This is a genomic window from Nostoc flagelliforme FACHB-838 (assembly GCF_014698065.1).
In the GTDB taxonomy this organism is placed as follows: Bacteria; Cyanobacteriota; Cyanobacteriia; order Cyanobacteriales; family Nostocaceae; genus Nostoc; species Nostoc flagelliforme_B.
This window is the reverse complement of sequence record NZ_JACJSI010000193.1, coordinates 1-11,512: the sequence shown is the minus strand read 5'-3', so window position 1 is coordinate 11,512 and position 11,512 is coordinate 1. Positions and strand designations below refer to the sequence as shown.

Here is an 11,512-nt window from a genome sequence, read left to right as displayed (position 1 = left end):
GGGTAGTAAGTGACTGGTAAAACTGGAGTTGATTCAGCAAATAAATTGAGTTGTTGCATGGTAGTTATCTCAAATTTTGAAACGGCTATTAGTTTTGTTCGGCTTTAAAAACCTCAACTAAAATACTTTCTGGATACAAACCAACTTTTCCAAAACGTGGGTCATGAATGCGTTCTATTTCTATTCCATGTTTTCTACACAATGCACTTGCCTTTCGACCTTTAGTACCGGCTTCTTTTACAGATATTTCTAAACCTTGAAGATTGGCGAATCCAACAACACTATATTTATGGCCGCATGGGGTGTTTACCCTGTCCTGCTCAACTTCAACAGCTTTGAGCCTTGCCAAGATTTGAGTTTGTTGCTGTTGTTGCTCCAATAAATGTTGTTCTTGCTGTGCCATCTGTTGGGCTATTGCAGCGAGTAACTGTATTTGTGTCATGACGGTTTCGGAAGGATTGGCGGGTTTAGTCCAGCCCAGTAAATCTTGAATCCAGGCACGAACACCGATACCTTCAAAAGCTTCACAGGCTAATTTTGCTTGTGTGGTACATCTCTTGCCAGCTTCATAACCGTAATAGTGAAGTATGGTTGCTACTGCGACATCAGGAATACCGGACTCAGACCACGATAAAATCTCAGCACCTTCAAAGCCTTTGTAGATAAGCCTTTCAACAAGTTTAGAACGAGAAATGTCAGCAGCAGTTTTGAGGCTTCTAAGCAATCCAGCATCATTAACATTTGCTAATCTAGCTGCTGCCCGAACACTGGCCTTGCCCTGACCATTAGCGTCGATTTGAATCTCTTGTTTTATCTGTTCGATGATTTCGGCGATTTCAATTTGTGACATAACTTTTTTTCGTTGCGTGATTAGAGAAAATTAAACATTTACCCGCACTAAGCTTTTTTCACCAACTAATGAGAAACGATTCGATATAGTCGGTGTCTTAATTAACGTGGGCGATACCAATTCAACAACGTAAAACCAAGAATTATTCACTAGCCCAATCCCCAAAATCAGCCGTTGTTTTGTTCCCTTATCGTGAGAACAGAGGATCACTCTTTGCCCCAGAACAAAAGCAGGTTTTTGCACGTTGAGGGTTTCTAATTCCCCAGTTCCAATGATTTGGTTTTGTGTAGCGTGAAGGATTTCTTTACCGCAATCCACTGAATAAATCCAGCACTCATGCTTCCGTTGCATACCGCAACAGTAGCCAAATGTTCTTGTAGTTCTGAGGTATACTCTCTCCAGTAAATTCACCTCAACGGGTGGAATTGTTCCACGCCAAGGTGGGGAGAGATACCAACTTGTTTTGAGTGCGTTAATGTGGTCAATCATGCTTTTCTCCCCAATAAGTAATTAATGGCTTCGGTATCGAGAGCAGCAATACGTTTTTTAATTGATTGTGGCGGGTTATCAAAAAACTGTTTGAGATGCCATCTCCGAACTTGATAACGTTTAGAAGAACGACGACTAGTTTTCAACCAACCACGGCGTACCCAACCAGAAACAGTGGTGGAATGCACACACAGAACACGGGCGATTTCAGCACTACTATAGTTATCGAGAAAGGGGCTTGTAGAATAACCTAAAGCCCAAAGCTTAGTAGCAATAGCAATTGGAGTGCGGAAATAGCCATGTCTTTTTAAGATTGAGGCTATTTGCTTAGGTGTATAAAGTTCAGCCTTAGCTTCAATGATTCCGAGTTCTTCATCAGTCCATTTGGGATTCATTTATTACCTCCAATGTTTATGCAGACTTAGGAGAAGAATTTTCTTGAACAATCTGAGCGTTGATAGATTCAAATTCCACTTGGAAGATGTTCATATCTGTGGACATTCCCCCAGTGTTGTAGCGGTCTACTATATGCTGTTTAATTGCGGATTGATTTAGCCCATCAGGGATATCGATGTGAGCTTCACTTGTGATTTTTTCAACAACTGTAACGATGACTCTCATGGGTAATTCCTGTTTGGTAAATTGAATAAATGAGAAGCCAGAATAATTCTGACTTCCGACTTCTAAATTCCGGTTCAGCCTGCCCCAGTCTTTACTGTTTGCAGCTGCTGCATCCATGCGGTGATAGCAGCTAATTCATCAGCACCGCTAGTAACAGCATCAACAACCTGCTTTTGATACAAAGATTCGGCATGATTGGGATATTCACACTTGCCTGCTGCCCAAGCTAAACACATGGTTTTGATTAGTTCATTAATCTGGCTAATATCAAGTAAACTTGGGCGTTCAACATCCTGAAATTGCAACCACTCTTTGACCAAATCAAGTGAATAATCAAGCAAGGTGCGAATATTTTTAACCCGCAAATCCTGTGGGTGTACTGATTGAGTAACTATACTAAGTTTTGGTGGAGTCAGTAGGGGTTCGGGAATCGAGTTTGAAGTTGCACCCAATAAAGATTGAATGTCACGAATAATTGTTGCCCAATCCAAATCTCTACTCCATTCCCTGTAAATCTTAGTTTTGGTTGCAGCATCGTAAAGATTACAGAAAACTGTGTTCTCGTCGCCAGCAGTAGTAACGATAATCAGTGGCTTAGAAAAATCTTGGATTAATGATGCAGCCAGAAGAAAGCTTTTAGCAAAATTGGTTTTAACACCAGTCCTGACAACATAAAGCTCATCAGCACTCACGACAATATCGAGTTTGAGATTGTCCTTTTCTTTGAATTCTTTAGTGGTCAATCGCAGTTCTGACAGATACCCAGTTAACGCTCTTTGGGGAACAGGAATTTTCTTATCTTGGTTAATATTGAACTTGTACCAAACGTAAGATTCCCCGTCTACTTCCCCCTGATTGACAAATAAATAGATGGGTTCGGGAGGGTTGCATAAACCTAGTTTGATTTCAGCAATCATATTTCACCTCGGTTAAGTTTCATGGATTGGTAGTCTGTGTGAGATAATAAAAACTCTGTAGCGGAAAGTAATTTCCCGTAGTTGCAATCGTCTGAATATTGACTACATTCAGACGATTGCTTTTGTACTAAAGAGAAGGCTGTTGATTCCGCTCTAACTCCCATTGCAAATAAGTGAGCGCAGTGCTAGCATCCGCAATGTTTAAATCAGGTTCATATCCCTCGTCTAGTAGTTGTTTGTAGTCTGGGTGCGTAGCAATTTCAGATACCAGAGTCTGGGCTTGTTCAAGTAATTGGTAGAGGTTGGGGCTAGACAAATCAAAGCCGAGTCTGGAACATAAATCCTCAGCTTTCACACCGAATGTTCCTGGCTCAATCTCGGTTTCTAACTCTTCAAGCAGAGATTGAAAATTCGGGTGTTCATCGTTGATTTCAATCTCAAATAAATCTGCACTCTTTGTAACGGCAGTTGCCCAATCGGGTAAAGTCTGTGCAATGGTTTTCGCGTAAAGTTTCATAATTTTGTCCTCTGGGATTAATAACCTAAAAATCCTCGGCAATCTCCAACAAAAAACCGCGTCCCGTGTTCTGCACTTGCACCAGTTCTTTATCCAGTAGTGTTTGAATGACTGAATTTGAAACTTTGCATTGGAGAGAGTGCAGTGGAACACAACCGCCGCAAAGCTGAATCGAACGCAGCAAATGATTAGCTCTACGGTCAAAGGTGTTGTTTACTTGATTAGCCATTGTTTGCACCCTTAGTTAATACGGTTAACTGTCGGTTGAGAATGCTTATCTGCTGTTGGTAAAAGTCAATTTCAGCAGTGATTTGGCAGAATAATTCCTGTGGTGTAAGCGGTCGGATTTGGTTTTCTTACAAATACGATATCTCGTCAGAATTCTTGTTAGGCATCAATACATAACGCCATCCTTCATCAAATTGTTTAGCCAGTTCTGTACCAGAGGGATAGTAGTAAAGTCCTAGAATCGTGCCTTGTTCTGTACGCTGTTCCAAAGCAAAGCGAGGGTATGCCCAGTGTTGGGGGATTGAGATTGTGGGTTGCATAGATTAATAAGTGAATGAAGGGATTATTGAGGGGAAGGGGGAAAGGGCAAAGGGAAAGGGAATAAAGAAATTTACCTTTAACCAATACCTTTAACCTTTTCCCAGGCGAAGCCCAACACTTACGCTGTGACTAACTCCGTTCTCTCCAGCAGGCGTTGCAATTTACCGCCAGTTAGCTGTTCTAAGGGTTGCTCTAAAAAATATTCATCAAAAATGGATTTATCATCAGTAGACACGTTCACCATCGACAGCGATTGAACTGCTTCTACCGCAGAGTCACACGGCATTTGCTGACATTCCCCAGTACGCATCACCCACCAACTGCCGTCAGTACAGCTAACCTCGCCCAGTTTCACGTCGTTGTGGTAAATCCCATCGTCGAGGATTTCAAAGCCGTATTTCTCGCATTCGTTGAAAATCTGCGCCATGACTTCGTTACCAGTAGTAGAAGAGGACAAGGAGCAGGGTGCGGGGTGCATGGGACAGAATCTTTCCCCTCTGCCCCCTGCTCCCTGCCCCCCTGCTTCTTGGACTGGCAGCGTGCCGTCTTTGTAGTGAGTGCAGATGAAGCGATCGCAACGTATTAGAGTGTTGGCACGAAATACTTCTTTGTCGTTGACCATGACTACCCAGCGTTGCGTTAAGTGGTTGTCGTCATAGCTGATGCTAGCTACCAGTTGATTACCAGCGTAATATTCGTGATGGTCAAAAGAGATTTCGACTATTGTGAGGGGTTCTGGAGCTACGGCTTGGGCTTGATCAGCGATGTAGTTGTCGAGTTCGGCTTGAGCGACGGCTTGATTGTCGGAGGCAGCAGGGGCGATTTTTTCAATCTTGCTTGCCTGATAATTAACAATGGCGGAAATCCATGTGTCCTTACAGCGTTTGTCGCTTACTTCGACTGTGCAGCCGATTTCGCTGTAGATTTGCTTGAGACGGGCAATCGATTTCAGTTGCAGCTGTTGTTGGCTGTAGATTTGGTATGTCATGATAAGTAGTACTCCATCTTGATGGTGGATCTTTTGAAAGGCGATCGCTTCGTTTTGCAGACTGGGGCGGTCGTCTTTTGTTTTTGGCAAATTTTATTTGCTCTAATATATATAACTGTATGCGGTAATGCATACGGTTATCAGGGGTTAATGCAAATAATATATGTATATGTACATATTTTGTATGCACTATCGCATAACTTTGTGTTAATGTAGCCTACAGGTACGATGGAGGAATGAGCAAAAAAATGTTTTGTAGGCTAGCCGTGCTTATGGCAGAAAAAGATCCACAGCTGTCACAGAGACAGTTGGCAAAAGAGACTGGGTTAGACATCACAACGATTAACCGCTTGTTCACAAATAACTTCAGCCGCGTTGATGTCGGTACAGTTGAAGTTTTGTGCAATTACTTTACTAGAGAAGTAGGTGATCTTTTTGAAATGAGAAATCCAGAAGACATACCTCAACGCAAATCAAGAAAGCGTTCCAACTCAGAGGTTGAGGCTGCATGAGTGCTTTTGCCTTTGGAAAACTGAAAATCAACAGTATTGTTCTTACTCTCCTTGCAGTGGAACAGGTATGACTAGGGAAAAGAAACCAAAGTCACGACACGCTGCAACAGAAGAAGTGCCGCAATATGGAGACAAGGTATGCTTTGAAGCTGCTACAGCTAGAGTCAGATGGATACAAGACCTTAAAAGTTGACTCTTCAAACACTGTTCAGCTAGAGGTGGAATAATGGCTAAACCACCCCGTAAGCGCAACAAAGCCACCTCTGCTACATCCAGTGACGACACGCCACCAGATGACCAAGACCTTGAAGAAAACCCAGCTACAGCAACTATTACGGTTAGTGCTGTTGAAGTTCCAGAGTTGACAGAAGAAGAACAGCGCGATCGCCTTCACCTAGAGCGACGTGTGGAAAGAGCGTTTTTTGAGGCGGGGAAGGCGCTGGCAGAATTACGCGATCGCAGATTATATCGTTCCACGCACAAAACTTTTGAAGATTATTGCCGCGAACGCTTTGGTCATAGTCGCCAGAAGTCAAATTATCTGATTGCAGCAGCTGATGTCTACGAGAATTTGACAACAATTTGTTGTCAAAATTTGCCGCCTGAAGATTTGACAACAAATGGATCACAAATTTTACCCACAAGTGTTGGGCAAGTCCGATCCATTACAAAGCTAGAACCTCAAGAACAGTGGGAGGTATGGCAACAGGCAGTAGAACTTGCCGATGGGAAAGTGCCAACTGGTAGAATCGTCAAAGATGTGGTGCAAAGGATTATGTAGCGAACCCAAGTACCCAATACCTATCAATTAGGCGAGGTATGCCAAATCTTAGCCAAAGACAACCCAGAACTCAGAGGCAAGGGTGGCTGTTGGGCAATTGTTAGCGTAGTGAATGACTTTAGTTGCAGCGTGAGAATGTGGGATGGCGAGTACGCCGTTGGGTTGCAGCACCTGAAGTCTTACGATTACTTGCCTGCTGAATGCAAACAGATGCAGATAATCAGCGATCGTGTTAATCGGGTGTATTCGAGTGGGCTGGAGGAGTCGGTGCAGAAGTTTTTGGAGTCGTTGGGGAAGCTGAAGCGGGCTTATTTGACTGGACTGGAAGAAAAAGTGTTGAGTGTTTTGGAGTCTGAAATCAGAGTTTAAAACTTTTATTTCATCAAATTTATTCTCGATTACCAAATAGTAAATAATTATTTTCGGAATGAAAATTACTGTATAGTTTGAGGTGTACCAGATTATCCTCTTAAGAGTTGCTCTATGATCACTCTACCTGGTATTGCTATCCAAAACAAAATATACGAGAGTTCTAATTCTCTAGTGTATCGGGGCATCAGAGACGATGGAGTAGGGGTGGTAGTCAAAATGCTAAAGCTTGATTATCCCTCACCTCAAGAAATAACCCGCTATAGGCAGGAATATAAAATTATCCGTTCCCTGAATCTGGAAGGAGTTGTCAAGGCATACAACCAGCAGGACTATCAACGCACTCTGGTGATTATCTTAGAAGATTTTGGGGGGGAATCCCTAGAGAAATGGATGCACAAGCGCCCAAATATCTTCTGCCCGATGCCTTTATCCACTTTTCTAGATGTGGCGATCGCTGTTTGCGACATTCTGGGCAGAATCCATGCAGCCAATATCATTCATAAAGATATCAACCCTGGAAACATAGTCTTTAATCTGGATACTGGCGTTGTCAAAATTATTGATTTTGGGATTGCGACTCAATTTAACCGCACGAATCCAACCTTCAAAAGTCCCTATGTGTTAGAAGGCACGCTTGCCTATCTGTCGCCAGAGCAAACCGGGCGGATGAACCGGATGCTCGACTATCGCACCGATTTCTACTCGCTAGGCGTAACCTTCTACGAACTGTTAACTGGACAGCTACCGTTCCCCACTCAAGACATCCTAGAGCTAGTTCATTGTCATATTGCCAAACCGCCGATTCCTGTGCATAAATTGAACGCCACGATTCCCAAACCTATTTCAGGCATAATTTTGAAGTTGATGGCGAAAAACGCAGAAGAACGCTATCAGAGTGCCTGGGGGATCAAAGCGGATTTAGAACGCTGTACAGAGCAATTTACAACAACAGGTCAAATTGCTCATATTCAATTAGGTCTGCAAGATGTTTCGGATCAGTTTCAGATTCCCCAAAAGCTGTATGGACGCGAAGCGGAGATTGCAGCATTATTGGGGGCGTTTGAAAGAGTAGCCCCAAGAGGGAATGTTGGCGAAGCCCACCGACCAGAGTCAGGCAGAGAAAATCCTCAATTCCAAGTCGAAATGATGTTGGTTGCTGGCTATGCGGGAATTGGCAAATCAGCATTAGTGCAGGAACTCTATAAGCCGATCACAGCAAACCGTGGTTATTTTATTTCTGGTAAATTTGACCAATTCCGGCGCAATATTCCCTACAGCGCGATTGTGGATGCCCTGCAAAAGTTGGTGCAGCAACTTCTGGGGGAACCGGATGAGCAAGTGCAACAGTGGCGATCGCGTCTGCTGACGGCATTAGGGAGTAACGGACAGATCATCATTGATGTGATTCCCGAAGTAGAACTAATTATCGGCAGGCAGCTACCCGTCCCAGAGGTGGGAGCCACAGAAGCTCAAAATCGTTTTAATCGAGTTTTCCAGCAGTTTATTCGAGTATTTTGTTCCCAAGAACATCCTCTGGTGATCTTTTTAGATGACTTACAGTGGGCGGATTCAGCCACGCTGAAGTTAATCGAACTAATGATGCTTGACGAGCAAACCCAATTTCTATTTCTGATCGGAGCCTATCGAGATAATGAAGTGAATCCAGCGCATCCACTGGCATTAACGCTGGAGCGATTGAGGAAACAAAGGGCAGTGCTTCAAGAAATCATTCTGGCACCCTTAACGCTCTTGCCGTTGAGTCAGTTGATTGCCGAGACGTTGCATCAAAATACTGACACTGTGCGATCCTTAGCTGAGTTGGTATTGCATAAAACGGAGGGCAATCCTTTCTTCGTTGGTGAATTTTTGAAAATGCTGTATGGCGAAAATCTGTTGACTTTCGATGCACAACAGTTGAGCTGGCAGTGGAACCTGGCAGAGATTGAAGCTCAAAATATCACGGATAATGTGGTGGAGTTGCTGCTGCGTCAGTTGCAGAAATTGCTGGAAGCAACACAACAAATTCTCTCCATAGCGGCTTGTGTTGGGTCTGAGTTTGATTTAGAAACGTTGGCAATCGTTTGCGAAAAATCACCGAAAGCAATTTTTCAGGATTTATTAGAAGCAGTACAAGCTGGATTAATTCAACCTTTGTCTGACTTGGACGAAGACTTGTTGGTTCAAGAGTATAAGTTTCTGCACGATCGTGTTCAGCAAGCGGCTTATGCTTTGATTGATGAATCGCAGAAACAGGTTGTTCATCTCCAAATCGGTGGCAATTTGCTCGAAAAAACTTCACCAGAGCAACGATCCGAGCGGTTGTTTGAAATCATCGATCATCTCAATCAAGGACTTGAGCTAGTCACTGCTCGATCAGAACGAACTGAAATTGCCAGATTGAATTTAATGGCAGGTCAGAAAGCAAAGGCAGCAACGGCTTATGAAGCAGCTTTTAAGTATTTCACTACAAGGCTTAAACTCCTCAATTCAGAGAGTTGGCTCAGTGAGTATGATCTCACCTTAGCGCTGTACTCAGAAGCAGCAGAAGCGGCGTATCTCCAGGGTTGCTTTGATGAGATGGAACAGTTGGTAGAAGTGGTACTCGCTCGTGCCAAAACAGTGGTTGACAAAGTGCAAGTTTACGATAGCAGCATTCAAAGATATTTGTCACAGGGCAACCTGAAAGAAGCAGTCAAAATTGGCTTGGAAGTGTTGAAGCTCCTAGGAGTGATTTTACCAGAAAATCCAAGTGAGTTAGATGTTCGAGGCGGATTGGAGTCAACGGCTGCACTACTCGCCCAACGAGAAATTGAAGACTTGATCAATTTACCAGAGATGACTGCACCAGAACCGCTAGCAGCAATGTCAATCCTATTGAATATGGGGTCTGCTGCATTTATAGTATCACCAGCACTGTGGATATTGATTGTATGTAAAACGGCAAATTTATCAATCAACTACGGTAATGCTATCTGGTCACCAGTGTTTTATGCTGGCTACGGGTTTGTTCTATGTGGAGTTGTTCAAGACATTGAACTCGGCTATAAATTTGGTCAATTGGCTCTTACCTTGGCAGAACGATTGAATACCAAAAAAGGCAAGGCTAGAGCATTACACTTATTTAGTGACCATATTATGCAATGGAAAGTACATCTTAAGGAGACGACACCACTGCTGGTTGAGGTTTATCAGGAAGGAGTGGAAACGGGAGACTTTGAAATCGCTGGTTATGCTGCATATAACGTGTGCCACCATTCGTTTTTCGTCGGTGAGTCACTCACCCAACTGGAACAGAAAATGGCAACATACAGCAAAGCGGTTGCTCGAATCAAACGGGAAAGCCCCTCGACTTGGATTGCAATAGTGTGGCAGACCATTCTTAATTTGTTAGATAGGTCTCTTAATCCCAGTCGCTTAGTTGGTCGGGTGTATAATGAAGAGGAGGCGTTATCACACGCTATTGCAGTTAAAGATGGAACTGCAATTCAAATGCTGTACCTGCACAAAGTTATACTGTTTTATCTATTTGAAGAATATCATCAAGCTGTACAGACTGCCATTTTGGCAAGGAAACATTTTGAAGAGGTGTCAGCAATAAAGGTTTTACCTGTATTCTGTTTCTATCACTCGCTGGCGCTTTTGAGCCTATTGCTCGATGCTTCAATCTCTGAAAAAGTAGCTTGGCTAAACTGTGTTAACACCAACCAAGAAAAAATGCAGAAATGGGCAGAACATGCCCCAATGAATTATCTACATGAATTTTATCTAGTCGAGGCAGAGAAAGCACGAGTCTTAGGGCAATTTCTTGAGGCTGAAGAGTTTTATGAACGGGCGATCGCGGGGGCTGCTGAAAATGAGTATATCCAGGAAGAAGCACTCGCCTATGAATTAGCGGCTAAACATTATCTGGCGCGAGGTCGGTCAAAAATTGCTCAAACTTACATGAAAGAGGCGCACTATTGCTATGATCGCTGGGGCGCAACCGCTAAAGTTAAAGATTTAGAAAAACGCTATCCACAACTCCTCAACACCAACCGAGTTCGGCAATTAAATTCAATCGTGACCAATGAAACGATCCGTCATCCGACTGCGGTGATCGATTTGGCGGCGGTGATGAAAGCGGCTCAAGCCCTCTCAGAAATAATTCATCTCGATCAACTGATTGCCACGTTGATGCAGGCAGTGATAGAAGATGCAGGAGCCGAAACAGGCGCTCTGGTTCTCCTGAAAGATGATCAACTCACTGTGGTAGCTCAATGCAGCTCAAGTAAACAGTGTGACCTAGAAAAGTTCGCTGTTGCCGAGTGTGCAACGATTCCTGTTTCCGTCATTCACTCGGTAGAACGCACATCTGAAACTTTGGTGTTTGATGATGCAGTCAGCGAATCGTCTTTTTCAACTGATCCTTATATTCAACATCAACAGACGCGATCGCTCCTGTGTATGCCTATTCTCAAGCAAAATCAGCTGATTGGCATACTTTATCTAGAGAACAATCTCAGTACCGGAGTGTTTACTAGCGATCGCTTGCAAGTCCTTAAACTGTTGATGGCTCAGGCAGCGATTTTACTAGAAAATGCTCGGTTGTATCAACAGTTAGCAGACTATGCCGAAACACTGGAACGGAAAGTAAAAGAGCAAACTCAAGCCTTGCAGCAGGAGATCGCTGAACGTCAACAAACCGAAGCCGCATTGAGACAAAGTGAAGCAAATTATCGCAACCTGCTACAAACCGCGAATTCCGTTATCATTCGCTATGATCCGCAAGGACGGATTCACTACATCAACGATTATGGGGTAAAACTTCTTGGCTATGAAGAACATCAGATTTTAGGGCGAACCTTATTTGAAACAATCATTCCAGACATCGAAATCTCTGGACGCGATGTCAAACCCTTTGTCCATGATTTACTTCG

General features: G+C 43.4%; 14 protein-coding genes. 5 read left to right on the top strand and 9 right to left on the bottom strand.

The genetic code is table 11. From position 1 onward, the window contains the following. Positions 1–88 precede the first annotated feature (88 nt). From H6G97_RS36720 to H6G97_RS36680, 9 genes are all read right to left on the bottom strand, one after another. On the bottom strand, positions 89–850 hold the full coding sequence (locus H6G97_RS36720; protein ID WP_190945607.1) for a hypothetical protein: 762 nt from the start codon (positions 848–850) through the stop codon (positions 89–91). 30 nt (positions 851–880) lie between these two features. Beyond that, positions 881–1,339 carry a DUF1392 domain-containing protein gene (locus tag H6G97_RS36715; RefSeq protein ID WP_190945605.1) on the bottom strand — a complete coding sequence of 153 codons (459 nt, stop codon included), beginning with the start codon at positions 1,337–1,339 and terminating at the stop codon, positions 881–883. Beyond that, positions 1,336–1,734: a MerR family transcriptional regulator gene (locus H6G97_RS36710; RefSeq protein WP_190945604.1), complete on the bottom strand. Its 399-nt coding sequence runs from the start codon at positions 1,732–1,734 to the stop codon at positions 1,336–1,338. The genes H6G97_RS36715 and H6G97_RS36710 overlap by 4 nt, the downstream gene beginning before the upstream one ends. Positions 1,735–1,750: 16 nt before the next feature. Beyond that, complete coding sequence (locus H6G97_RS36705; RefSeq protein WP_190945602.1) at positions 1,751–1,960, bottom strand: hypothetical protein; 210 nt, start codon at positions 1,958–1,960, stop codon at positions 1,751–1,753. 74 nt (positions 1,961–2,034) lie between these two features. Then, positions 2,035–2,877 (bottom strand): hypothetical protein, encoded by an 843-nt coding sequence (locus H6G97_RS36700; protein ID WP_190945600.1) that lies wholly within the window; start codon positions 2,875–2,877, stop codon positions 2,035–2,037. A gap of 127 nt (positions 2,878–3,004) precedes the next feature. Then, on the bottom strand, positions 3,005–3,394 hold the full coding sequence (locus H6G97_RS53535; protein ID WP_242055782.1) for a hypothetical protein: 390 nt from the start codon (positions 3,392–3,394) through the stop codon (positions 3,005–3,007). 25 nt (positions 3,395–3,419) lie between these two features. Continuing rightward, positions 3,420–3,623, bottom strand: a complete 204-nt coding sequence (locus H6G97_RS36690) for a hypothetical protein (protein ID WP_190945598.1) — start codon at positions 3,621–3,623, stop codon at positions 3,420–3,422. 127 nt (positions 3,624–3,750) lie between these two features. Beyond that, entirely contained in the window at positions 3,751–3,942 is a 192-nt protein-coding gene (locus H6G97_RS53530; protein WP_242055781.1) for a hypothetical protein, read from the bottom strand. 119 nt (positions 3,943–4,061) lie between these two features. Continuing rightward, complete coding sequence (locus H6G97_RS36680; RefSeq protein WP_242055779.1) at positions 4,062–5,021, bottom strand: hypothetical protein; 960 nt, start codon at positions 5,019–5,021, stop codon at positions 4,062–4,064. Between the two features lie 146 nt (positions 5,022–5,167). Here H6G97_RS36680 and H6G97_RS36675 point away from each other — a divergent pair, with 146 nt between their 5' ends. From H6G97_RS36675 to H6G97_RS36665, 5 genes are all read left to right on the top strand, one after another. Beyond that, entirely contained in the window at positions 5,168–5,443 is a 276-nt protein-coding gene (locus H6G97_RS36675) for a helix-turn-helix domain-containing protein (RefSeq protein ID WP_242064958.1), read from the top strand. Between the two features lie 67 nt (positions 5,444–5,510). Then, complete coding sequence (locus H6G97_RS54995) at positions 5,511–5,636, top strand: hypothetical protein (protein WP_277883387.1); 126 nt, start codon at positions 5,511–5,513, stop codon at positions 5,634–5,636. A 33-nt stretch (positions 5,637–5,669) separates the two neighbouring features. After that, positions 5,670–6,224, top strand: a complete 555-nt coding sequence (locus H6G97_RS53525; RefSeq protein WP_242055777.1) for a hypothetical protein — start codon at positions 5,670–5,672, stop codon at positions 6,222–6,224. Between the two features lie 135 nt (positions 6,225–6,359). Further along, positions 6,360–6,593: a hypothetical protein gene (locus H6G97_RS53520; protein ID WP_242055775.1), complete on the top strand. Its 234-nt coding sequence runs from the start codon at positions 6,360–6,362 to the stop codon at positions 6,591–6,593. 114 nt (positions 6,594–6,707) lie between these two features. Further along, positions 6,708–11,512, top strand: a 4,805-nt coding sequence (locus H6G97_RS36665; RefSeq protein ID WP_190945596.1) for an AAA family ATPase, incomplete at its 3' end; no start/stop codon positions are given.

Excerpts from the sequence above, each read along its gene's own strand:
- H6G97_RS36715 (WP_190945605.1), bottom strand. The coding sequence starts at position 1,339 with ATGATTGACCACATTAACGCACTCAAAACAAGTTGGTATCTCTCCCCA.
- H6G97_RS53530 (WP_242055781.1), bottom strand. The coding sequence starts at position 3,942 with ATGCAACCCACAATCTCAATCCCCCAACACTGGGCATACCCTCGCTTT.
- H6G97_RS53535 (WP_242055782.1), bottom strand. The coding sequence starts at position 3,394 with ATGAAACTTTACGCGAAAACCATTGCACAGACTTTACCCGATTGGGCA.
- H6G97_RS36700 (WP_190945600.1), bottom strand. The coding sequence starts at position 2,877 with ATGATTGCTGAAATCAAACTAGGTTTATGCAACCCTCCCGAACCCATC.
- H6G97_RS53525 (WP_242055777.1), top strand. The coding sequence starts at position 5,670 with ATGGCTAAACCACCCCGTAAGCGCAACAAAGCCACCTCTGCTACATCC.
- H6G97_RS36705 (WP_190945602.1), bottom strand. The coding sequence starts at position 1,960 with ATGAGAGTCATCGTTACAGTTGTTGAAAAAATCACAAGTGAAGCTCAC.
- H6G97_RS36720 (WP_190945607.1), bottom strand. The coding sequence starts at position 850 with ATGTCACAAATTGAAATCGCCGAAATCATCGAACAGATAAAACAAGAG.
- H6G97_RS54995 (WP_277883387.1), top strand. The coding sequence starts at position 5,511 with ATGACTAGGGAAAAGAAACCAAAGTCACGACACGCTGCAACAGAAGAA.
- H6G97_RS36690 (WP_190945598.1), bottom strand. The coding sequence starts at position 3,623 with ATGGCTAATCAAGTAAACAACACCTTTGACCGTAGAGCTAATCATTTG.
- H6G97_RS36675 (WP_242064958.1), top strand. The coding sequence starts at position 5,168 with ATGAGCAAAAAAATGTTTTGTAGGCTAGCCGTGCTTATGGCAGAAAAA.
- H6G97_RS53520 (WP_242055775.1), top strand. The coding sequence starts at position 6,360 with ATGTGGGATGGCGAGTACGCCGTTGGGTTGCAGCACCTGAAGTCTTAC.
- H6G97_RS36710 (WP_190945604.1), bottom strand. The coding sequence starts at position 1,734 with ATGAATCCCAAATGGACTGATGAAGAACTCGGAATCATTGAAGCTAAG.